Source organism: Streptomyces atriruber (assembly GCF_001418325.1).
Taxonomy (GTDB): domain Bacteria; phylum Actinomycetota; class Actinomycetes; order Streptomycetales; family Streptomycetaceae; genus Streptomyces; species Streptomyces atriruber.
Map to the genome: position 1 here is coordinate 1 of NZ_LIPN01000158.1, position 20,650 is coordinate 20,650.

The window sequence follows — 20,650 nt, forward strand, 5'->3', positions numbered from 1 at the left end:
GCGGGTGCCGCGCGGCACGACGGGCAGGCCGAGCAGGACGAAGCGGCGCCGTCCCGTGAGGCGCTGGTAGTTGCGGTCGCCGCCGCAGGCCGGGCAGAAGAATTCACCGTCGCCGACGGCGTCCCAGGCCGTGTGCATGCCGACCATGCGCCTGCACAACGCCCGCCCGCGCGAGACCGGCTTGACGGGGATGCGGGCATTCCGACCGTTTCGTTCCCGATCTGGCAGCATCACGCACCTCCGTAACTCCCCGGCTGCATTGCCGCGTTGGCGTGATGTTAGCCACATCGATGATGTGGCGTCAGCACCTCGCACAGGAGAGCGAGCCCGACATGGCCGGGAGATGACGCGGCCCCGCCCGCCGGAAAGGCGGACGGGGCCGGGCGGGGACGGGTGGCGGACTAGCGTGCCGCGCGGTTGACGGCGGAGACGACGGCCTTGAGCGAGGCGCGCGTCGTGTTCGCGTCGATGCCGATGCCCCAGAGCACCTTGTCGCCGATCGCGCACTCGATGTACGAGGCGGCCTGCGCGGACGCGCCCTCGCTCATCGTGTGCTCCTGGTAGTCCAGGAGGCGTACGTCGATGCCGATGCCCTGCAGCGCGTCGAAGAAGGCGGAGATCGGGCCGTTGCCCGTACCGGTCAGGACGGTGTCCGCGCCGTCCAGCGTGGCCTCGACGGTGAGGCGGTCGACGCCGTCGGTGTCGGTCGTCGTCTGGCCGTTCTTGACCTGAATCCGACCCCAGGGGTTCGCGGGGTTCGGCAGGTACTCGTCCTGGAAGACGCTCCAGATCGCGGCGGGCGTGACCTCGCCGCCCTCGGCGTCGGTCTTCGTCTGGATGATCCTGGAGAACTCGATCTGCATGCGGCGCGGCAGGTCCAGCTTGTGGTCGTTCTTCAGGACGTACGCGATGCCGCCCTTGCCGGACTGCGAGTTGACGCGGATGACGGCCTCGTAGGACCGGCCGACGTCCTTGGGGTCGATGGGCAGGTACGGCACGGCCCACTCGATGTCGTCGACGGTCTTGCCGTCGGCCTCGGCCCGGCTCTCCATCGCGTCGAAGCCCTTCTTGATGGCGTCCTGGTGGGAGCCGGAGAAGGCGGTGTAGACCAGGTCGCCCGCGTACGGGTGCCGGGGGTGGACCTCCATCTGCGTGCAGTACTCGTACACGCGGCGGACCTCGTCGATGTCCGACAGGTCGACCTGCGGGTCGACGCCCTGCGAGAAGAGATTCATGCCCAGCGTCACCAGGTCGACGTTGCCGGTGCGCTCGCCCTGGCCGAACAGGCAGCCCTCGACGCGGTCGCCGCCGGCCATGACGGCCAGCTCGGCGGCGGCGACGGCGGTGCCGCGGTCGTTGTGCGGGTGGATGGAGAGGCAGACGTGCTCGCGCCGGGACAGGTTGCGGGACATCCACTCGAAGCGGTCCGCGTGGGTCGAGGGCGTCGAACGCTCGACCGTGGCGGGCAGGTTGAGGATGATCTCGCGGTCGGCGTCGGGCTGCCAGACGTCCATGACGCCCTCGCAGACCTCCAGGGCGAAGTCCAGCTCGGTGTCGGTGAAGATCTCGGGGCTGTACTGGTAGCCGAAGGTCGTGCGGTCGTCGAGCAGCTTGTCGGCGTACTCCATGACCAGGCGCGTGCCGTCGACGGCGATCTGCTTCACGGCGTCGCGCGAGCCGCGGAAGACGACATCACGCCACACGGGTGCGGTCGCGTTGTACAGGTGGACCGTCGCGCGCCGGGCGCCCTTCAGTGACTCCACCGTGCGCTCGATGAGCTCTTCGCGCGCCTGGGTCAGGACGGAGATGGTCACGTCCTCGGGGATCGCGTCCTCGTCCTCGATGATCGACCGTACGAAGTCGAAGTCCGTCTGGCCCGACGAGGGGAAACCGACCTCGATCTCCTTGTAGCCCATGCGCACCAGCAGGTCGAACATGGCGCGCTTGCGGGCCGGGGACATCGGGTCGATCAGCGCCTGGTTGCCGTCGCGCAGATCGGTGGAGAGCCAGCGGGGAGCGACCGTGATCCGGTTGTCCGGCCAGGTGCGGTCGGGGATGTCGACCTGCTCGTACTGCCCGTACTTGTGAACCGGCATGGAAGTGGGGCGCTGGAAGTTCGGCATGTGCGGGGCTCCTCGGAAGTGTCCTGAAGGACGGCCGACGGTCTTTAGCGCAACGCCGAACTCCGCGGGGAGGGGGTCGGCCTCGACTTACAGGCCCTCGCCGCGGCAGCTAAGGAGAAGCAGCCCGAATCGCATGATGTGCCGCAGCCTAGCCGAGCCGCGCTCTGTGCGCGGGCCCGTATCAGTATGCGGGACCGTGGCCGGATAAACCCCCTGTGGTGATCAATCCCTCTATTTCAGCAATCATGGTTTCAGGTAGTGACAGCGGCATGACCCAGTGCCACATTGCCGCCATGACCGTCAACCCACGGGGCTTCGAGCCCGTCTTCTGCACCATCGTCCCGCCCCACGTCCTGGACACGCTCGCCCAGAGCCAGGACCCCGCGCTCGCCGCACCCGCCCGCCGCACCCTGGAGCGGGACTCCATCGAGCGCACCCACCGCCGCCTGACGACCGTCATCGGCGCGCCCAGCGTCGCCGCGCCCAAGGAAGCCGCCGAGGGCAAGCCGCACCGCACGATCTACGACGCCAAGCACCGCACGGAGCTCCCGGGCCGCAAGGTGCGCGGCGAGGGCGACAAGCCCGGCAAGGACGCCACCGTCAACCGGGCGTACGCAGGCCTCGGCGCCACCTTCGAGCTCTACCAGAAGTCGTACGAGCGCAACTCCATCGACGGCAACGGCCTGCCGCTGAACGCCACCGTGCACTACGGCGAGGACTACGGGAACGCCTTCTGGAACGGCGAGCAGATGGTGTTCGGCGACGGCGACAACGAGATCTTCCTCGACTTCACCATCCCCGTGGACGTCATCGGCCACGAGCTCACCCACGGCGTCGTGCAGTACACGGCCAACCTCACGTACTTCGGCCAGCCGGGCGCCCTGAACGAGTCGATGGCGGACGTCTTCGGATCGATGATCAAGCAGTACACACTCGGCCAGACCGCCCAGGAGGCCGACTGGCTGATCGGCGCGGGACTGCTCGCCCCGCGCGTCACCGGCAAGGCGCTGCGCTCCATGAAGGAGCCCGGCACGGCGTACGACGACGACGTGCTCGGCAAGGACCCGCAGCCCGCCGACATGGACCACTACGTCCGCACGGGCCGCGACAACGGCGGCGTGCACATCAACTCCGGCATCCCCAACCGCGCGTTCTACCTGGTCGCCGATGCCCTCGGCGGTCACTCGTGGGAGCGGGCCGGACAGATCTGGTACGCCGTCCTGACCGGTGGCGAGCTGGCGCAGGACGCGTCCTTCGCCGACTTCGCGAAGCTGACGGTGGCCGCCGCGCGCGCCAAGTACGGCGACGGGGACGAGCTCAAGGCCGTCATCGACGCGTGGTCCACGGTCAAGGTCCCGGCGACCGACTGAACTGCCGCGACGACCGGCCCGATGACGTGCTACCGGCCGCCCGCCCGGTGGAGTAGACAGGACCCATGCGTATCCAGGTGAAGCGGACCGGAGGATTCGCGGGCATCGACCGGCATGCCGAGGTGGACACCTCGCAGCTGGCCGATGCCCCGGAATGGCACGCCCTGGCCGAACAGGCCGTGGCCGAGGGTCGGAGCGCCCCGCCGATAGGGGTGCCGGACGGCTTCAACTACCAGCTGACGGTGGACGGGCGGACGGTGTACTGCTCGGACCCGCGGCTGACGGAGCCGCAGCGGAAGCTGATCTCACGGGTGCTGAAGGAGGGCGCGTAGGAAGCCTGGGGGTCGGCGGACCCGAGAATCAGTGAACCTGAGGATTGTTCACCTTTTCCGCGCATGCCCATTGACTTCCGTACTCGGCGGTACGGAAGATCCCGCCCATGGCAGCGAGTGCGGCGACACCGGCGATCCCCCCGTTCCCCAGGCTCCCTGAGTTCCCCCGCGACTTCGTGTGGGGCGTCTCCACGTCGGCCCACCAGATCGAGGGCGCCGTCGCCGAGCGCGGCGCCTCGGTCTGGGACGCGTTCACGGCCGTACCGGGGAACGTGAAGGACGGCTCGACGGCCGCGGTGGCCTGCGACCACTACCACCGCTACCGCGAGGACGTGGCGCTCGTCCGCGACCTGGGCGTGGACGCCTACCGCTTCTCGGTGTCCTGGCCGCGCGTGCTGCCGACCGGCGCGGGCACGGTGGACCCGGCGGGCCTGGACTTCTACGACCGCCTCGTCGACGAGCTGTGCGCGGCGGGCATCCGCCCCGTCCCCACCCTCTTCCACTGGGACACCCCGCTCGCCGTGCAGGAGAAGGGCGGCTGGCTGAACCGGGACACCGCCGAGCGGTTCGCCGAGTACGCGGCCGTCGTCGCGGCCCGCGTCGGCGACCGCGTCACCAAGTGGATCACCCTCAACGAACCGGCGGAACACACCCTGCTGGGCCACGCGCTCGGCCAGCACGCCCCCGGCGAACGGCTCCTCTTCGACGCGCTGCCCGTCGCCCACCACCAGCTCCTCGCACACGGCCTGGCCGTACGGGCGCTGCGCGCGGCCGGCGCCGGAGACATCGGCATCGCCAACTCGCACGGCCCGACCTGGCCCGCCTCCGCCGCCGAGGACGACACGGCCGCCGCGGACTTCTACGACCTGCTCCTCAACCGCCTCTTCGCGGACCCGCTGCTCCTCGGCCGCTACCCGGAGGGCATCGGCGAGCTGATGCCCTCGGACGACCTCGACGCCGACCTGTCGGTCGTCTCGGAGCCGCTCGACTGGTACGGGATCAACTTCTACCAGCCGACGAAGGTGGGGGCGCCGCTCCCCGAGGGCACGGCCACCGAGTTCGCGGGCGTCACGATCCCGCCCGAACTCCCCTTCTCCCCGCGGCAGATCGAGGGCTATCCGGTCACGGACTTCGGCTGGCCGGTCGTCCCCGAGGCCCTCCCCGAACTGCTCACCGCCTTCCGCGACCGCTACGGCGACCGCCTCCCGCCCCTCGTCATCACCGAGAACGGCTGCTCGTACGACGGACTCGACGACCAGGACCGCATCTCCTACCTCGACGGCCATCTGCGGGCGCTGCACCGGGCGATGGCGTCGGGCGTGGACGTGCGCGGCTACTTCGTCTGGTCGCTGATCGACAACTTCGAGTGGGCGGAGGGCTACCGGCAGCGCTTCGGCCTCGTCCACGTCGACCACTCCACGCAGGTGCGCACCCCGAAGGCGTCGTACCACTGGCTGCGCGAGGCCCTGCGGGCGCGGCGCCCATGACCGCCACCGCGCTGCGGGAGCCGACCGAACGGGTGGGCCGCGGCTGGACGGCCGCGCTGTCGGTCGCCAACGGCGCGATCTGGGTGGGCTGGTACGGCCCGCTGCAGATCCTCCTCGCCGTCCAGGCGGAGGACCTCGCGCCCGCGGGCACCTCCAAGGAGACCGTGCTCGCCTGGGTGACGGGCATCGGCGCGGTCGTCTCCCTCGCCGCGAACCCCCTCTTCGGCGCGCTCTCGGACCGCACCACGTCCCGCTGGGGGCGGCGCACCCCGTGGATCGTGGCGGGCGCGGCGGGCGGCGCGGCAGCGCTGCTGCTGCTCTCCGCGGCGGACTCGGTGTGGTGGCTCGCGGCGGGCTGGTGCCTGGTCCAGCTCACCCTGAACGCCGCGTTCGCCGCGGTGACGGCCGCCGTGCCGGACCGTGTGCCGCGCCTGCAGCGGGGCTCGGTGGGCGGCTGGCTCGGCGCGGCGCAGCTGCTCGGCGTGGTCGTCGGCACGGGGCTCGCGACGGCGGCGGGCGGGACGGTCGGCGGGTACGCGGCCTGCGCGGTCTTCACCCTGGTGGGCGTCCTGCCCTACGTCGTACGCCATCGGGACCTGCGCCTGGCCGAGGCCGACCGGCCGCCGTGGTCCCGGCGGGACTTCCTCGCGGGCTTCCGGCCGAGCCCGCGCCGCCACCCCGACCTGGCCTGGGCGTGGCTGACCCGCTTCCTGATCAACGTCAGCAACTCGCTGGTGCTGCTCTATCTCCTCTACTTCCTCCGCGACCGCCTGGACCGCGCGGACCCGGAGGAGGGCGTGCTGATCCTGACGGCCGTGAACGGCGCGACGATGCTCGCCACGGTCGTGGTGGGCGGCGCCTGGTCGGACCGGGTGGGCCGCCGCAAGCCCTTCGTGATCTGGTCGGGGGCGCTGATGGCGGTGGCGACGGGCCTGCTCGCCCTCTGGCAGACGTGGCCGGGCGCGATCGTCGCGGCGGCGCTGCTCGGCATCGGCTTCGGCGTCTTCACCTCGGTGGACTTCGCCCTGATGACGGACGTCCTGCCCACGGCCGCGGACCGCGGCAAGGACCTCGGCATCATCAACATCGCCAACTCCCTGCCCCAGGTGGCGGCCCCCGCCATGGCGGCCCCGATCGTGACCCACCTGGGCGGCTACCGCGCCCTGTACCTCACGGCAGCGGTGATCGGCGTGACGGGCTCGGTGCTGGTGACGCGGATCAAGGGGGTGCGATGACGGGGCGGCGCCTCAGCACCCGAGCTGGCGCGGGTCCCGCTGCCAGTCCTCGGCGACCTTCACATGCGGGTCCAGGCCGCATCAACGTGCGACTACCGCCGCGTGACAGGCGCGCACAGCCAACCACCCGCCAAGCCCCGCACAAACCCGCTCAGAACCCCAGCTTGCGCAGCTGGCGCGGGTCCCGCTGCCAGTCCTTGGCGACCTTCACATGCAGGTCCAAGAAGACCGGCGTGCCGAGGAGTGCCTCGATCTGCTTGCGGGACTTGATGCCGACGTCCTTGAGCCGCTTGCCCTTCGGGCCGATGATGATGCCCTTCTGGCTGGGCCGCTCGATGTAGACGAACGCGTGGATGTCGAGCAGCGGCTTGTCCGCGGGCCGGTCCTCGCGCGGCAGCATCTCCTCCACCACGACCGCGATGGAGTGCGGCAGCTCGTCCCGCACGCCCTCCAGCGCCGCCTCGCGGATCAGCTCGGCGACCATGACCTGCTCGGGCTCGTCCGTGAGGTCGCCCTCGGGGTAGAGCGCGGGGCCCTCGGGCAGCAGCGGCACGATGAGGTCCGCGAGCAGTCCGACCTGCTGGTCGCCGACCGCCGACACCGGCACGATCTCGGCCCACTCGAAGCCGAGCTCCTTGCCGAGCTGGTCGATGGCGATGAGCTGCTCGGCGAGCGCCTTGCTGTCGACGAGGTCGGTCTTGGTGATGATCGCGATCTTCGGCGTCTTCTTGATGGAGGCGAGCTCCTTGGCGATGAACCGGTCGCCGGGCCCGAGCTTCTCGTTCGCGGGCAGACAGAAGCCGATCACGTCGACCTCGGCCCACGTCGTGCGCACGACGTCGTTGAGCCGCTCGCCGAGCAGCGTGCGCGGCTTGTGGAGGCCGGGGGTGTCCACCAGGATCATCTGGGCGTCGGGCCGGTGCACGATGCCGCGCACGGTGTGCCGCGTGGTCTGCGGCTGGTTCGCGGTGATCGCGACCTTCTTGCCGACCAGAGCGTTCGTGAGGGTGGACTTGCCCGCGTTGGGGCGGCCGACGAAGCAGGCGAAGCCGGCGCGGTGGGCGGCCTCGGACGGCTCGGCTGATGACGGGGTACGAACGCTCATGGCGCCCATTGTCCCTGATCCCCGGAGCCCCGCCGCACCGACCGGCCCGCCGGGCCGCGGCGCACCACCCCACGGGCCGGAACCGATGAGCACACGGAACCCCCGCTACACGAAGCACGCAACACGAAACACGGCGGAAACCCGCGGGTGCCCGATACGAAACGCGCGCCCGTGACGCTCTCCCCCCATGACGACCTCCGCCGCCCCCCACCTCGACACCGGCGACACCGCCTGGCTGCTCGCGGCCACCGCGCTCGTCCTCCTGATGACGCCGGGCCTCGCCCTGTTCTACGGCGGCATGGTCCGCACGAAGAGCGTCCTGAACATGCTGCTCATGTCGTTCGTCTCGATCGCCCTGGTCACGGTGGTCTGGCTGCTCGCCGGATACTCCCTGGCCTTCGGCGACGACACCTTCGCGGGCCTGATCGGCGGCCTCGACCACCTCGGCATGGCGGGCATCGGCCCGGACTCGCTCACCGGCACGGTCCCCACCCTCCTCTTCACCACCTTCCAGCTCACCTTCGCCGTCATCACGGCGGCGCTGATCAGCGGGGCGATCGCGGACCGCACCCGGTTCGCGGCCTGGCTGGTCTTCGTGCCGGTCTGGACCCTTGTCGTATACGTTCCCGTGGCGCACTGGGTGTGGGGTCCCGACGGCTGGATCGCGAGCTCCCTCGGCGCCCTCGACTTCGCGGGCGGCCTGGTCGTGGAGATCGCGTCGGGCGCCTCGGGCCTGGCCCTGTGTCTGGTCCTCGGACCGCGCATCGGCTTCCGGAAGGAGGCGATGCGCCCGCACAACCTGCCCATGGTCCTGATGGGCGCGGGCCTGCTCTGGTTCGGCTGGCTCGGCTTCAACGGCGGTTCCGCGCTCGGCGCGAACGGCCTCGCCGCGGCGTCCCTCCTCAACACCCTGGTCGCCGGCTGCACGGGCCTGCTGGGCTGGCTCTTCGTGGAGCAGCAGCGGGACGGGCACCCCACCACGTTCGGCGCGGCGTCGGGCGCGGTGGCCGGGCTCGTCGCGATCACCCCGTCGTGCGGGGTCGTCGACATCCTGGGCGCGGCGGTGATCGGTCTCGCCGCGGGCGTCGTCTGCTCGTACGCGGTCGCGTGGAAGTTCCGGCTCGGCTACGACGACTCGCTCGACGTCGTCGGCGTGCACCTGGTGGGCGGGGTCGTCGGCACGCTGCTGATCGGCCTGTTCGCGACGGCCACGATGACGGACGGCCCGGAGGGGCTCTTCCACGGCGGCGGCGCGGCGCAGCTCGGCAAGCAGGCGGTGGCGGTCATGGTGGTGGCGACGTACACCTTCGTGGTCACCTACGCCCTCGGAAAGGGCATCGACGGGCTGATGGGCTTCCGGGCGCCGGCCGAGGACGAGCTGACGGGCCTGGACCAGACACAGCACGCCGAGAGCGCCTACGATCACGGCGTCCTGGCGAGCCCGGTGGGCTCCGCCTCGGTGAAGAAGGGGAGCCCCGCCGCATGAAGCTGATCACCGCGATCATCAAGCCGTTCCGCCTGGACGAGGTGAAGTCGGCGCTCCAGGAGCTCGGCGTGCAGGGCCTGACGGTCACCGAGGCCAGCGGCTACGGCCGCCAGCGCGGCCACACCGAGGTCTATCGGGGCGCGGAGTACCAGGTCGACCTGGTCCCCAAGGTCCGCATCGAGGTCGTGGTCGCCGACCCGGACGCGGACCCGGCCATCGACGCGATCGTCCGCGCGGCGCACACGGGAAAGATCGGCGACGGCAAGGTGTGGTCGGTCCCCGTCGACACGGTGGTGCGGGTGCGGACGGGAGAACGAGGCCCGGAGGCGGTGTGACCTCCGGTCGGGTGGGCGTCGCACGGGGCCGGCGTCATCACCGGCTCCGCCGAGTTCGTCCTCAATCGCCGGACGGGCTTGATATCCCGCCGCCGTGGATCTTCAGCCCCTCCGGCGTCTGAGGAGCGGGGTCCGGGGCGGAACCCCGGTTCGGGAAGGGGCGGGATCGGGGAAGGAACCGCCGGCGGCCGGACCTCAGCCCGCCTCGGCCCGTACCCGGACCTCTCCGTCGGCCCCCGCGAGGAACACCGGCGTCCCGGCCCCGCCGAGGTCCCGCACCGCGGCGAGATCCTCCGCGGTGAGCTCCTCCGCCCCGGATACGACCGCCGCCGCCTCCAGGGACTCCGCCCCGGACGCCACCGCCATCGCCACCGCCGTCCGCAGCGCGGACAGCCGGAGCGAGTCGAGGGCCACGGTGCCCGCCACGTACGTACGTCCCGTCTCGTCCCGCACGGCCGCCCCCTCGGGCACACCGTTGCGGGCCCGTGCGGAACGGGCCAGGGTGACGATCTTGCGGTCCTCGGGGTCCAGCGCGGCGCTCTCAGTCATGCCCCGAGCATACGGAGCAGGCTCCACTACACCGCCACCGGATAGATCGACCCGCGCCGCCCCTCGGGCGAGGCCAGCCACGCCAGCTTCCCCGCGGTGTCCGCCTCCGCGTGCGGCATCGGCGTGTGCAGCACGATCGTGAGGTCGGGCCTGGCCGGAACCTTCAGCTGCGTCGACTCCAGGAACAGCGCACCCACCACCGGGTGCTCGATCTCCTTGGCGACCTGCCCGCCGGGCAGGATGTCCCGCCGCTCCCAGAGCTCCACGAACTCCTGGCTGACCGACTTCGCCTCGGCGATCACCGCGGCGAAGCCGTCGTCGTCGGGGTGCTCCGAACAGGCGGCCCGGTACATCGCGACGACCTGCGGCGCGTTCCGCTCCCAGCTCCGCGCGCGGGCCCGGTAGATGGGGTCGGTGAAGAAGGTGAGCAGGCAGTTCTCGGAGGTCTCCGAGCGCATGCCGAGCACCGACGCGGCCGCGTCGTTGTACATGACGCAGTTCCAGTACGCGTCCATGATGTGCGCGGGCTGCGGCATCCACGTGTCGATGAGCCGGTGCAGCCCCTCGCACATCTCCTGGTCGTCCCTGGCGACCTCGGGCCGCGGGGGGTTGAGCCCGGACAGCACGTACAGATGGCGCCGCTCGGCGCCGCTCAGCTTCAGCACGCGCGCCACGGAGTCCAGGACCTGCGGCGACACGGAGATGTCGCGGCCCTGCTCCAGCCACTGGTACCAGGAGGCGCCGACCCCGGCGAGCACGGCGACCTCCTCGCGGCGCAGGCCCGGCGTGCGTCGGCGGGCCCCACCGTCCGGCAGCCCGGCCTCCGCGGGGCTGACCCGGGCGCGGCGGCTCATCAGGAACTCCCGGAGCTCCCCCAGGCGACGCGCCTTCGAGGCGTCCGTGTCCGACGTGACCGGCACTGCTGCTGCCATGTGGCGCTCCCCCAAGCCCTGACTGGTGTTCCGACCACCAGCATAAGTTCCCGCTCCCCACGTCTATTCCGGCCGACGCAAGCTCTTGACCATGGCGATCGACACCACCACTGCCCCGTCCCCCCAGGCCGCGCCGCCGGCCCCGCAACCGCACGGCCCCAAGCTCTCCACCCGCGACAAGCTCGTCCTCTTCGTGCTCTGCGCCGCTCAGTTCATGGTCGCGCTCGACTTCTCCGTGCTGAACGTGGCGCTGCCCGTGCTCGGCCCCGACCTCGGCATGAGCCACTCCGCGCTGCAGTGGGCGGTGACCGCCTTCGCGCTGCCGTCGGGAGGCTTCCTGCTCCTCTTCGGCAGGACCGGCGACCTCTTCGGGCGCCGCAAGCTGTTCCTCGCCGGCCTCGCGCTCTTCGGTCTGGCCTCGCTGCTCGCCACGTTCGCGTGGGACCCGGCGTCCTTCCTGACCGGGCGCGCGCTGCAGGGCGTGGGCGCGGCGGCCATCGTGCCGACCGGCATGTCCCTCCTGACGACCACCTTCCCCGAGGGCCCGCAGCGCGACCGGGCGCTCGGCATCTCCGGCACGCTGCTCTCGCTCGGCTTCACCGTCGGCATGGTGCTCGGCGGCGTCCTGACGGACACCCTCGGCTGGCGTTCCACGATGGGCCTGCTGACCCTCTTCGCGCTGATCGTGCTGCCGCTGGCGCCCGGCCTGCTCCCCGAGTCGCGCACCCCGGACCGCCCGCGCCTGGACGTCCCCGGCGCCGTGACGGTCACCGGCGGTCTGCTCTCCCTGATCTACGCCCTGTCCACGGCGGCCCAGCGCGGCTTCGGCGGCACGGACGTCATCGCCGCACTGGTGGCGGGCGTGCTCCTGCTGGCCCTCTTCGGATACGTCGAGTCGCGCGCCGAATCCCCGCTCGTCTCGCTGCCGATGCTGCGCCGCCGCACGGTGGCGTGGGGCAACCTCGGCGGTCTGGTCACCTTCTCGATGATGTCGACGGTCGTCTTCGTGCTGACCCTCTACTTCCAGGAGGTCCTGCGCCTCTCGGCCTTCGAGACCGGTCTGATCTTCGGCGTGCAGGGCGTCCTGTCGGTGGTCGCCGGTGTGTACGCACCCAGGATCATCGGCCGCTTCGGCGCGCGCCGCACGCTGGTCGGTTCGCTGGTCGGCCAGGGTCTCCTGGGGGCGGCGCTGCTCGGCATCGGCGAGGGCGGCTGGTCGGTGTGGCTCGCCACGGCCGCGGTGTCGGTGGCGAGCATGTTCCACCTGGGCGCGATCGTCTCGTACGGCGTGACGGTCACGTCGGGCGTGCCCGACGAGGAGCAGGGCTTGGCGACGGGCCTGGTCACCTCGACCCAGCAGGTGGGCCTCACCATCGGCATCCCGGTGCTCGGCGTCCTCGCGACGACGGACTCCGACCTCCTCACCGGCACGCGGACGGTCCTCGCGATCGACGCCGCGGTGGTCCTCGCGACGGCAGCCGCCGTGGCCGTGGGACTCGGCGGGCGCAAGCGCGCGTGAGCCCCGTGATCCGGTGTGACCCGGCCCGGCACCGTCAGGGCCGGGCCGCCGTCACGTCCCGCGCTTGAGCGCGGGACACCACGGAGAGGAAGACGGTCCAGGCTTCCGGGCTCACCACGACGATCGCGCCCCGGGGGCGCGCGGAGTCACGGATGAGGACGGTCCTGCCGGTCCAGGCGATCTCCACGCAGTCTTCGCTGGGCGCCCCGCTCGCACTGCTCTTGCGCCATCCCCATGTGCTGCCCACGCCGCTCCTCCACCCCGGGTGCGGAAGACCAGCCGGCCCGGCGCGGCTGGTGCAGAGGCACGTAGCACCTCTTCCAGGATAACGGCGCGTCACACAGATCTGTACGACCGGTTTCGGGCCAAGGTCCCTTGTGTCAGCGGAGATTGATGGTGTGTCAAGCAGATTCGACGGGCGGCAGGAGCCTCTCCAGATCGTCCGCCCCCTCTTCGGCCCTGAGCGCCAGCGCCTTGAGGATGTCCACGGTGCGCTCCTTGACGGCGAGGTCCTCCAGCTCCCAGAACCTCTCCAGGTAACGCCCGCTCTCCTCCGGCGCGTTGGTGGTGTACGAATCACCGCGCGGGTTCTCCAGGTAGAGCGAGTCCGGCATCTCGTCCGCCTCGAACTCGAAGAGCGTGAAGGGCCCTTGGATCCCAGGGTGCGCGCCGACGCTGAACGGCAGGATCTGGATGGTGAACTTCGGCAGGGCCGCCAGCTCCGCGAGCCGCTCCAACTGGGCGCGCATGACGCCGCGTCCACCGACCTGACGACGCACGACCGCCTCGTCGAGAATGTAGAACACCTCGCGGTCGCCGGACGTCAGCATGTCCTGGCGGGAGAGCCGCACCTCGATGGCGCGCTCGACCACCTCGTCATCGGTCCCCTTGTCGTACGCCTTCATGATGGCGCGGCCGTACTCCTCGGTCTGCAGGGGGCCGGGCAGCTGAAGCGAGTTGTACGCGCGGACGATGGACGCCGACGACTCCAGGGCGAGGAACTGCAGGAACTCTTTGCTGTACAGGTCGCGGTACTCGGCGTACGGCATCTTCCGACTGCCCCGCGCGAGATCGAGCAGCTCCTCGATCTTGCGGCGGTCCCTGATCCCGTACGCATCCAGGAGGGGCCGCAAGTCGTTGACCGAGACGCCGACTTCGCCGGCCTCGATCCGGATCAGCTTGGAGGGGCTCCACTCCATCTTCGCGGCGACCTGCCGCTGAGTGAGGCGCGCGGCGGTCCGCGCCTTTCGGAGCTCGGTGCGCAGCCGCAGCCGCTGAAGTGCCGCACTTGGCGCGCTCATGATGGCTTCACCTCCGACCGGACCGTGCGAGGTGCAACATAGCAGACTAGCAGCTTACTCATCGAGACCTTCCGGGACGACAGTTCACGCCACTGTCAGGAGACCTCGAAGCGCGTGGGCGCGCAACCGCAGTGGCGGACCGAGGCCGACAGTTGCCGAGTAGCTATATCGCACTTGGCGAGCCTTCGATGCGCAATGTGGACTTCAGTACTACCCATGTCGCGACGTCCGGGCTACGATATAGCAGAGGGTAGCCTGCTCAACTGACCGCCGCTGCAAGGAGGTTGAGAACGGAGCCGTTGCGGCACGGATCCACTCCACCGAGTGCCGTCGACCGCTGATTTCCCCCTTCCTGGCGCCACCCGTTCGTGGCTCGCCGCGGTATCCACGACTTGCGTGGAACCAGGAAGGAGTACAGCCCGATGGCCGAGAAGCCTGACGGGCGCCGCACCATCCACACGTGGACCGAACGGGTCGCACTGTCGGCCCAGTGGGTGAGCCTCTTGATGATGGTCCAGGAGATCATCGACAGGTGGATCCTGCCTCACGTGTGAAACGCGAACTGGCCCCGGCTCGAGACCGGGACCAGCTGCGGCGGACGCCATCGCACAGACGTTTCCACTCCGAGTTCCTTGGCCGGCAGCCCGGAGTGGGAGCGTTTCGGATCCGCCTGTCACCCCATTCTGCCTGTCCCACCACCCCTATGGCGAGGGCCTGTTGGGACACTTCGCTGGAAGCGCTCCAGGCCGCGTGCGCCCCTCAGGGGCGGTCGAGCCGCAGCCGCTCCGCCCGCGGCAGACCCGCGACCACCAAGTCGTACGAATCCTCGATGAGCTCCCTGACCTGTCGGTCGGGAAGCCCGCCGTCGACCGTCACCGTGTTCCAGTGGCGCTTGTTCATGTGCCAGCCCGGCACGATCTCCGGGTGCGCCGCCCGCAGCCGGTCGGCGATGTCCGGCTCACACTTGAGGTTGACCGTGAGCGGGCGCCCGTCGAGGGCCGACAGCGCGAACATCTTCCCGACCACCTTGAAGACCGACGTCTCCGGCGTGAAGGGAAAGTCCTCCACCGCGCCGTTGAAGGACAGGCAGAACGCGCGCAGGCCCTCGGGCGTCACCCGGCCTCCCCGGCCTTCTCCGCGCCCGCCCCGGCGTCCACGGCGACGGGCTCCACGAGCACCGTCATGATGCGGTTGCGGCGACCGGCCGCGGACTCCGCGGTGAGCTTCAGCTCCCGCCCGTCCGGCAGCGCCACGATCGCGGAGGCCCCCGCGATCGGGACCCGGCCCAGCCGCTTGGCGAGAAGGCCGCCGACGGTCTCCACGTCCTCGTCGTCGAACTCCTCGAACCCGAAGAGCTCCCCGAGGTCACCGATGTCGAGCCGCGCCGTCACGCGGTAGCAGCCGTCGTCCGCCAGCTCCTCGACGGGCGGCAGCTCGCGGTCGTACTCGTCGGTGATCTCCCCGACGATCTCCTCCAGGATGTCCTCGATCGTCACGATGCCGGCCGTGCCGCCGTACTCGTCGATCACCACCGCCACGTGGTTGCGCTCCTGCTGCATCTCCCGCAGCAGGTCGCCCGCGTTCTTCGTGTCGGGCACGAAGGTCGCCGGGCGCATCGCCGTGGACACCAGCTCGGACTCGCTGTCGCGGTTGATGTGCGTCTTGCGGGCCAGGTCCTTCAGGTACACCATGCCGACGATGTCGTCCTCGCTCTCGCCCGTCACGGGGATGCGCGAGAAGCCGGAGCGCAGCGCGAGCGTCAGCGCCTGGCGGATGGTCTTGAAGCGCTCGATCGCGACCAGATCGGTGCGGGGCACCATGACCTCGCGGACCAGGGTGTCGCCGAGCTCGAAGACGGAGTGCACCATGCGGCGCTCCTCGTCCTCGATCAGGGACTCCTTCTCGGCGAGGTCCACCATCGCCCGCAGCTCGGCCTCGGACGCGAACGGGCCGCGCCTGAAGCCCTTGCCGGGCGTGAGCGCGTTGCCGATGAGGATCAGGAGCGGCGGGATCGGGCCCATGATCCTGGCGAGCGGCAGCAGGACGTAGGACGCGGCGGTCGCCGTGTTCAGCGGGTGCTGGCGGCCGATCGTGCGCGGGGAGACTCCCACGGCGACATAGCTGACCAGGACCATCACTCCGATGGCGACGGCGAGGGCGTGCCAGGTCTCGGCGAACTCCTGCAGGCAGGCGTACGTCACCAGGGCCGCCGCGGCCATCTCGCACGCCACCCGCACGAGCAGCGCCACATTGAGATAGCGCGTCGGGTCGGCGGCGACCTGCGCGAGCTTCGCGCTGCCGCGCCGCCCGGAGCGGACCGCCTCGTCCGCACGGAAACTGGAGACCCGGGCGATGCCCGCCTCGGCGCACGCCGCGAGCCAGGCCACGACGACCAGGGCGACCGCGCCGGCGATCAGCTGAGGATTCATGGCGCTACGAGACCGTGGGCGCCGGGGACGGGCCGGTCAGGCCCTTGTCCGCGCGCCAGCCGTCGACGATCGCGGCCTGCAGCCCGAACATCTCGGCCTTCTCGTCGGGCTCCTCGTGGTCGTACCCCAGCAGGTGCAGGACGCCGTGGACGGTGAGGAGCTGGAGCTCCTCGTCCATGGAGTGCTCCGTCGGGGCGTCCTTGCCCTGCTTCGTGGCGACCTCGGGACAGAGCACGATGTCGCCGAGGAGGCCCTGCGGGGGCTCGTCGTCGTCCTTCATGGGCGGCCGCAGCTCGTCCATGGGGAAGGACATGACGTCCGTGGGCCCCGGCAGGTCCATCCACTGGATGTGCAGCTGCTCCATGGCGTCGGTGTCCACGACGATCACCGAGAGCTCGGAGAGCGGGTGGATGCGCATCCGCGCGAGTGCGTAGCGGGCGATGTCGAGGATCGCCTGCTCGTCGACCTCGGTTCCGGATTCGTTGTTGACGTCGATCGACATGGTGGTGCTGGTCTACTTCCCGTCGCGGCTGTCGTGCTGCTCGTACGCGTCGACGATACGGCCGACCAGCTTGTGCCGGACGACATCGTGCGAGGTGAGCCGCGAGAAGTGGATGTCCTCGACGCCGTCGAGGATCTTCTGCACCTCGCGCAGACCGCTCTTGGTGCCGCCGGGCAGGTCGACCTGGGTGATGTCACCGGTGATGACGATCTTCGAGTCGAAGCCGAGGCGGGTCAGGAACATCTTCATCTGCTCGGCGCTCGTGTTCTGCGCCTCGTCGAGGATGATGAACGCGTCGTTCAGCGTCCTGCCGCGCATGTACGCGAGCGGGGCGACCTCGATGGTGCCCGCGGCCATCAGGCGCGGGATCGAGTCGGGGTCGAGCATGTCGTGCAGGGCGTCGTACAGCGGGCGCAGATACGGGTCGATCTTCTCGTACAGGGTGCCCGGCAGGAAGCCGAGCCGCTCGCCCGCCTCGACCGCGGGGCGGGTCAGGATGATGCGGTTGACCTGCTTGGACTGCAGGGCCTGCACGGCCTTGGCCATGGCGAGGTACGTCTTGCCCGTGCCCGCGGGGCCGATCCCGAAGACGATGGTGTGCTTGTCGATCGCGTCGACGTACCGCTTCTGGTTCAGGGTCTTGGGGCGGATGGTGCGGCCGCGGGACGAGAGGATGTTCTGCGTGAGGACCTCGGCGGGGGTCTCCTCCGCGCCGTCGCCGTTCTCGTCCGCCCTCAGCATGGCGATCGAGCGTTCCACTGCGTCCTCCGTCATCGGCTGACCGGTGCGGAGCACCAGCATCATCTGGTCGAACAAGCGCTGGATGAGAGCGACTTCGTGGGCGCTGCCCACGGCGCTGATCTCATTGCCCCGGACGTGGATGTCGGCCGCCGGGAAGGCCTTCTCGATCACCCGCAGCAGGGCGTCGCCGGAGCCGAGAACCGTGACCATCGGATGGTTGGCCGGGACGGTGAAGTGGGCTCGGGCCTGGTCCTGCGCGTCGGTGTGAGTCGTGGGTGTCTGAGTCATGGGCCGGCTCTGAAGGCCTGCTCATCCTCCTCGTGCGGGGCTTGGTGGCCGCTCGACAGCCTTGCTCCCCCAAGAGTACGACGCGGCACGGTACTGGCCGTAGGCCTTTTCCACCCCTCGCTCACGGCTCTTCCGGCAGCGGGGCCCTGGGGTCTGTCCGGCGGATCAGGGCGTAATGAGGGTGGCGGCCACTTTCCGGTGCCGGTGAGCGGGGTCTGGTGCGTGCGGCTGCGAGGCGGAGGAGGGCGGCAACGCGATGGGGTGCCCCCTGCTCGGGCGAAGTCTCGGGCTCGGAGGAGTCGGCAACCGACGACAACGCGGCAGACGGGCGTGCCGGGCCCCGCGTCCGCGCCCTGATCCGCCGGACAGGCCCTAGGCCGACCGGAAGCCGATCGTGGGCACGGCCCTGCGCAGCGGCCACGGGCGGCTCGCGGCCGGGAGCAGGGACTGCAGGAACGCATAGCGCCGCAGCGCCAGGGGGTCCTGGTCGTCGAACTCGCGGATCCGGCGCCACCACGCGCCCACCTCCGCCCACCCGGGCGCGGACAGGGAGCCGCCGAACTCCTGGACGGAGAGCGCCGCCGTCAGGCCCGCGAAGGCGAGCCGGTCCGCGAGCGGCCACTCCGCGAGCGTCCCGGTGACGAATCCCGCGACGAAGACGTCCCCGGCGCCGGTGGGGTCGAGGGCCTCGACCTCGATGGCCGGCACCTCGGCCGTCTCGCCGGTCCGCCCGTCCACGGCGTACGCCCCCTCCGCGCCGAGCGTCACCACCGCCAGCGGCACGTGCTCGGTGAGGGCGCGGGCGGCCGCGCGGGGGCAGGACGTGCGGGTGTAGCGCATCGCCTCTTCCGCGTTCGGCAGGAACGCCTCGCAGTGCTCCAGGTCGGCGAGGCCCGCCAGGTCCCACCGCCCGGTGTCGTCCCAGCCGACGTCGGCGAAGATGCGGGTGCCGCTGCGCGCGGCCTGCGCGATCCAGGGGGCGCGGGTGCCGGGCGTCAGGGAGGCGACGGCGGCACGCGCGCGTGGCGGGCACGACGGGGCGCCCCCGTCCGGCGCGTCGGCGTCCGGCGGCGGCTCGTGGCCGTGGCTCACCATCGTGCGTTCGCCCTCGTACGCCATGGAGACGGTCACCGGCGAGTGCCAGCCGGGCACGGTGCGTGACGGGGTCAGGTCGATGCCCTCCCCCTGTTCGAGGGCGTCCCAGCAGTACTCGCCGTAGTGGTCGTCCCCGAAGGCCGCGGCGAGCGACGTGTGCAGGCCGAGCCGGGCGAGGGCGGTCGCCATGTTGGCGACGCCCCCGGGGCTCGACCCCATGCCGCGGGCCCAGGACTCGGTCCCGCGCACGGGCGCGGAGTCGAGCCCGGTGAAGATGATGTCGAGGAAGACCGTGCCGGTGAGGTAGACGTCGCAGGCCGGATCCCCGGCTCTGCGGGCCGCCTTCAGCGGGTCGACGGTGGGCTGTACGGGTACGACCATGCAGGCAACGTAACGGACGATGCCTGTCGGGGCTCGCGGTTACCGGACGCGGCACGGCGGACGCGGCGCCGGGCGCCCCGCCGTGCCGCGGCCTACCAGCGCGGCACGGCCGGGGTCTGCCACGCCGGATCGGCCACCCGCATCGCCGCCGCGTCGTCCCGCTCCCGCATCGCCCGGAAGCCGTCGTCGAGCCAGCGCGCGTGCAGGGCCGCGAGCTTCTCCCGGTCGAGCTCGACGCCGAGGCCGGGGGTGTCGGTGACGGCGACCTTCCCGTCGGTGAAGCGCGGCCGGGAGGTCAGCACGTCCTCGGCCTGCCACGGATAGTGCGAGTCGCAGGCGTGCTCCAGGCCGGGGACGGTGGCCGCCACGTGGGTCATCGCGGCCAGGCTGATCCCCAGGTGCGTGTTGGAGTGCATGGACACGCTCACGCCGAACGTCCGGCAGACCGCGGCCAGTTCCCGGGTGCGCCGCAGCCCTCCCCAGTAGTGGTGGTCGGAGAGCACCACCTGCACGGCCCTCTTCGCGAAGGCCTCCGGTATCTCCTCGAAGGTCGTCACGCACATGTTCGTGGCGAGCGGCACCCGGGTGCCCGCGGCGACCTCCGCCATCGCGGGGGTGCCGAGCGCGGGGTCCTCCAGGTATTCGAGTACGTCGCCGAGCTCGGCCGCGACCTTCAGTGACGTCTCCACGGACCAGGCGCCGTTGGGGTCGAGCCGCAGCGGCCTGCCGGGGAACGCCTCGGCCAGGGCGCGGATCGCGGCGACCTCCTCGTCGGGCGGGAAGACGCCGCCCTTGAGCTTGAAGGAGGTGAAGCCGTACCGCTCGGTGAAGAGCCGGGCCTGGGCGACGATCCCGGCCGGGTCGAGCGCGGCGCCCCACCCCTGGTCCGGCTCGCTCGTGACGCCCTCCGGGTGCCCGGCCCACTTGTAGAAGAGGTACGCGCTGTACTCCACGGCGTCGCGCACCTTGCCGCCCAGCAGGGCGTGCACGGGCAGCCCCAGCGTCTTGCCGAGGGCGTCCAGACACGCGACCTCGAATCCGGAGACGACGGAGAGCCGCAGCTTGTCGGCGGTCTGCACGCCGCGCAGTCCGCCGACGTCCACGGAGTCGTCGACCCGCGCGGCGTCCACGGACACGTCGTCCGCGAGTGTGAACAGCCCGTTCAGATCGGACGCGTCGCGTCCGAGGAGCCGCCCGGCCAGCGGCCGGGCCAGCTCCAGGTACTTCGAGTCCCCGTACGTCTCCCCGATCCCGGTCACACCTCCCGCCGTGACCACCTCGATGATCAGGCGGGGGGTGTAGGGCTGGTGCACGCCCTGGGTGTTGAGGAGCGGCGGATCGGCGACGAGGACGGGCGTGAGACGGACGTCCGCGATGACGAGACTCTGTCCATACATGAGAACGGAGACTAGATACGCGAACATGGACCGTCAATGGTGC

20 protein-coding genes and 1 pseudogene are annotated in these 20,650 nt (G+C 70.9%); 8 read left to right on the forward strand and 13 right to left on the reverse strand.

Going from position 1 to position 20,650, the window contains the following annotated elements; translation table 11 throughout:
• Together AOK03_RS44065 and leuA are read right to left on the reverse strand one after the other, a co-directional pair.
• A pseudogene (locus AOK03_RS44065) lies at window positions 1-231 on the reverse strand (hypothetical protein); the annotation flags it as partial.
• Window positions 232-401: 170 nt separating this feature from the next.
• Complete coding sequence (leuA, locus tag AOK03_RS17680) at window positions 402-2,123, reverse strand: 2-isopropylmalate synthase (protein ID WP_055566245.1); 1,722 nt, start codon at window positions 2,121-2,123, stop codon at window positions 402-404.
• Between the two features lie 293 nt (window positions 2,124-2,416).
• Between leuA and AOK03_RS17685 the strand changes: the two genes are divergently transcribed.
• The 4 genes from AOK03_RS17685 to AOK03_RS17700 all read left to right on the forward strand — a co-directional run bounded on the left by AOK03_RS17685 (window position 2,417) and on the right by AOK03_RS17700 (window position 6,547).
• The gene (locus AOK03_RS17685) at window positions 2,417-3,493 is read left to right on the forward strand and encodes a M4 family metallopeptidase (protein WP_055566246.1); all 1,077 of its coding nucleotides are present in this window, start codon (window positions 2,417-2,419) and stop codon (window positions 3,491-3,493) included.
• A gap of 65 nt (window positions 3,494-3,558) precedes the next feature.
• Window positions 3,559-3,825, forward strand: coding sequence for a protealysin inhibitor emfourin (locus tag AOK03_RS17690; RefSeq protein WP_055566247.1), 267 nt, complete (start codon window positions 3,559-3,561; stop codon window positions 3,823-3,825).
• 107 nt (window positions 3,826-3,932) lie between these two features.
• On the forward strand, window positions 3,933-5,312 hold the full coding sequence (locus AOK03_RS17695; RefSeq protein WP_055566248.1) for a GH1 family beta-glucosidase: 1,380 nt from the start codon (window positions 3,933-3,935) through the stop codon (window positions 5,310-5,312).
• Window positions 5,309-6,547 carry an MFS transporter gene (locus AOK03_RS17700; RefSeq protein ID WP_055566249.1) on the forward strand — a complete coding sequence of 413 codons (1,239 nt, stop codon included), beginning with the start codon at window positions 5,309-5,311 and terminating at the stop codon, window positions 6,545-6,547. Before AOK03_RS17695 ends, AOK03_RS17700 begins: the two co-directional genes overlap by 4 nt.
• Before the next feature lie 151 nt (window positions 6,548-6,698).
• Here the strand turns inward: AOK03_RS17700 and era are convergent, their stop codons facing one another.
• Window positions 6,699-7,652: a GTPase Era gene (era, locus tag AOK03_RS17705; protein WP_055566266.1), complete on the reverse strand. Its 954-nt coding sequence runs from the start codon at window positions 7,650-7,652 to the stop codon at window positions 6,699-6,701.
• Between the two features lie 187 nt (window positions 7,653-7,839).
• Between era and AOK03_RS17710 the strand changes: the two genes are divergently transcribed.
• Together AOK03_RS17710 and AOK03_RS17715 are read left to right on the forward strand one after the other, a co-directional pair.
• Window positions 7,840-9,138 carry an ammonium transporter gene (locus AOK03_RS17710; RefSeq protein WP_055566250.1) on the forward strand — a complete coding sequence of 433 codons (1,299 nt, stop codon included), beginning with the start codon at window positions 7,840-7,842 and terminating at the stop codon, window positions 9,136-9,138.
• Window positions 9,135-9,473 (forward strand): P-II family nitrogen regulator, encoded by a 339-nt coding sequence (locus tag AOK03_RS17715; protein ID WP_055566251.1) that lies wholly within the window; start codon window positions 9,135-9,137, stop codon window positions 9,471-9,473. Before AOK03_RS17710 ends, AOK03_RS17715 begins: the two co-directional genes overlap by 4 nt.
• 195 nt (window positions 9,474-9,668) lie before the next feature.
• Here the strand turns inward: AOK03_RS17715 and AOK03_RS17720 are convergent, their stop codons facing one another.
• Both AOK03_RS17720 and AOK03_RS17725 read right to left on the reverse strand, forming a co-directional pair.
• Window positions 9,669-10,022: a hypothetical protein gene (locus tag AOK03_RS17720; RefSeq protein ID WP_055566252.1), complete on the reverse strand. Its 354-nt coding sequence runs from the start codon at window positions 10,020-10,022 to the stop codon at window positions 9,669-9,671.
• A gap of 26 nt (window positions 10,023-10,048) precedes the next feature.
• Window positions 10,049-10,954, reverse strand: coding sequence for a helix-turn-helix transcriptional regulator (locus AOK03_RS17725; protein ID WP_055566253.1), 906 nt, complete (start codon window positions 10,952-10,954; stop codon window positions 10,049-10,051).
• A 91-nt stretch (window positions 10,955-11,045) separates the two neighbouring features.
• On the opposite strand from AOK03_RS17725, the gene AOK03_RS17730 reads away from it, so the two are divergent.
• Window positions 11,046-12,473: an MFS transporter gene (locus AOK03_RS17730; protein WP_055566254.1), complete on the forward strand. Its 1,428-nt coding sequence runs from the start codon at window positions 11,046-11,048 to the stop codon at window positions 12,471-12,473.
• Between the two features lie 34 nt (window positions 12,474-12,507).
• Here AOK03_RS17730 and AOK03_RS40975 read toward each other — a convergent pair whose 3' ends face one another.
• Both AOK03_RS40975 and AOK03_RS17735 read right to left on the reverse strand, forming a co-directional pair.
• A complete protein-coding gene (locus AOK03_RS40975; RefSeq protein ID WP_079074792.1) occupies window positions 12,508-12,720 on the reverse strand; it encodes a DUF397 domain-containing protein in 213 nt (70 codons plus the stop codon).
• Between the two features lie 154 nt (window positions 12,721-12,874).
• Window positions 12,875-13,774, reverse strand: a complete 900-nt coding sequence (locus AOK03_RS17735; protein WP_055566255.1) for a helix-turn-helix domain-containing protein — start codon at window positions 13,772-13,774, stop codon at window positions 12,875-12,877.
• Window positions 13,775-14,196: 422 nt separating this feature from the next.
• Between AOK03_RS17735 and AOK03_RS44875 the strand changes: the two genes are divergently transcribed.
• On the forward strand, window positions 14,197-14,328 hold the full coding sequence (locus AOK03_RS44875; RefSeq protein ID WP_279616325.1) for a hypothetical protein: 132 nt from the start codon (window positions 14,197-14,199) through the stop codon (window positions 14,326-14,328).
• Window positions 14,329-14,533: 205 nt separating this feature from the next.
• Here AOK03_RS44875 and AOK03_RS17740 read toward each other — a convergent pair whose 3' ends face one another.
• The 6 genes from AOK03_RS17740 to AOK03_RS17765 form a co-directional block, all read right to left on the reverse strand.
• Complete coding sequence (locus AOK03_RS17740) at window positions 14,534-14,890, reverse strand: MmcQ/YjbR family DNA-binding protein (protein WP_055566256.1); 357 nt, start codon at window positions 14,888-14,890, stop codon at window positions 14,534-14,536.
• Window positions 14,887-16,203 (reverse strand): hemolysin family protein, encoded by a 1,317-nt coding sequence (locus AOK03_RS17745; RefSeq protein ID WP_055566257.1) that lies wholly within the window; start codon window positions 16,201-16,203, stop codon window positions 14,887-14,889. The genes AOK03_RS17740 and AOK03_RS17745 overlap by 4 nt, the downstream gene beginning before the upstream one ends.
• Window positions 16,204-16,207: 4 nt before the next feature.
• A complete protein-coding gene (ybeY, locus tag AOK03_RS17750; RefSeq protein WP_055566258.1) occupies window positions 16,208-16,705 on the reverse strand; it encodes an rRNA maturation RNase YbeY in 498 nt (165 codons plus the stop codon).
• 12 nt (window positions 16,706-16,717) lie between these two features.
• Window positions 16,718-17,734 (reverse strand): PhoH family protein, encoded by a 1,017-nt coding sequence (locus AOK03_RS17755; RefSeq protein WP_055566259.1) that lies wholly within the window; start codon window positions 17,732-17,734, stop codon window positions 16,718-16,720.
• A 372-nt stretch (window positions 17,735-18,106) separates the two neighbouring features.
• Window positions 18,107-19,210: a carbohydrate kinase family protein gene (locus AOK03_RS17760; RefSeq protein ID WP_055566260.1), complete on the reverse strand. Its 1,104-nt coding sequence runs from the start codon at window positions 19,208-19,210 to the stop codon at window positions 18,107-18,109.
• A 92-nt stretch (window positions 19,211-19,302) separates the two neighbouring features.
• The gene (locus AOK03_RS17765) at window positions 19,303-20,607 is read right to left on the reverse strand and encodes a glucarate dehydratase family protein (protein WP_055566261.1); all 1,305 of its coding nucleotides are present in this window, start codon (window positions 20,605-20,607) and stop codon (window positions 19,303-19,305) included.
• Between the last annotated feature and the right edge of the window lie 43 nt (window positions 20,608-20,650).

Excerpts from the sequence above, each read along its gene's own strand:
- AOK03_RS17755 (WP_055566259.1), bottom strand. The coding sequence starts at position 17,734 with ATGACTCAGACACCCACGACTCACACCGACGCGCAGGACCAGGCCCGA.
- AOK03_RS17710 (WP_055566250.1), top strand. The coding sequence starts at position 7,840 with ATGACGACCTCCGCCGCCCCCCACCTCGACACCGGCGACACCGCCTGG.
- AOK03_RS17695 (WP_055566248.1), top strand. The coding sequence starts at position 3,933 with ATGGCAGCGAGTGCGGCGACACCGGCGATCCCCCCGTTCCCCAGGCTC.
- AOK03_RS17685 (WP_055566246.1), top strand. The coding sequence starts at position 2,417 with ATGACCGTCAACCCACGGGGCTTCGAGCCCGTCTTCTGCACCATCGTC.
- AOK03_RS44875 (WP_279616325.1), top strand. The coding sequence starts at position 14,197 with ATGGCCGAGAAGCCTGACGGGCGCCGCACCATCCACACGTGGACCGAA.
- AOK03_RS17690 (WP_055566247.1), top strand. The coding sequence starts at position 3,559 with ATGCGTATCCAGGTGAAGCGGACCGGAGGATTCGCGGGCATCGACCGG.
- era (WP_055566266.1), bottom strand. The coding sequence starts at position 7,652 with ATGAGCGTTCGTACCCCGTCATCAGCCGAGCCGTCCGAGGCCGCCCAC.
- AOK03_RS17745 (WP_055566257.1), bottom strand. The coding sequence starts at position 16,203 with ATGAATCCTCAGCTGATCGCCGGCGCGGTCGCCCTGGTCGTCGTGGCC.
- AOK03_RS17765 (WP_055566261.1), bottom strand. The coding sequence starts at position 20,607 with ATGTATGGACAGAGTCTCGTCATCGCGGACGTCCGTCTCACGCCCGTC.
- AOK03_RS17720 (WP_055566252.1), bottom strand. The coding sequence starts at position 10,022 with ATGACTGAGAGCGCCGCGCTGGACCCCGAGGACCGCAAGATCGTCACC.
- AOK03_RS17735 (WP_055566255.1), bottom strand. The coding sequence starts at position 13,774 with ATGAGCGCGCCAAGTGCGGCACTTCAGCGGCTGCGGCTGCGCACCGAG.
- ybeY (WP_055566258.1), bottom strand. The coding sequence starts at position 16,705 with ATGTCGATCGACGTCAACAACGAATCCGGAACCGAGGTCGACGAGCAG.
- AOK03_RS17760 (WP_055566260.1), bottom strand. The coding sequence starts at position 19,210 with ATGGTCGTACCCGTACAGCCCACCGTCGACCCGCTGAAGGCGGCCCGC.
- AOK03_RS17730 (WP_055566254.1), top strand. The coding sequence starts at position 11,046 with ATGGCGATCGACACCACCACTGCCCCGTCCCCCCAGGCCGCGCCGCCG.
- leuA (WP_055566245.1), bottom strand. The coding sequence starts at position 2,123 with ATGCCGAACTTCCAGCGCCCCACTTCCATGCCGGTTCACAAGTACGGG.
- AOK03_RS17715 (WP_055566251.1), top strand. The coding sequence starts at position 9,135 with ATGAAGCTGATCACCGCGATCATCAAGCCGTTCCGCCTGGACGAGGTG.
- AOK03_RS17725 (WP_055566253.1), bottom strand. The coding sequence starts at position 10,954 with ATGGCAGCAGCAGTGCCGGTCACGTCGGACACGGACGCCTCGAAGGCG.
- AOK03_RS17700 (WP_055566249.1), top strand. The coding sequence starts at position 5,309 with ATGACCGCCACCGCGCTGCGGGAGCCGACCGAACGGGTGGGCCGCGGC.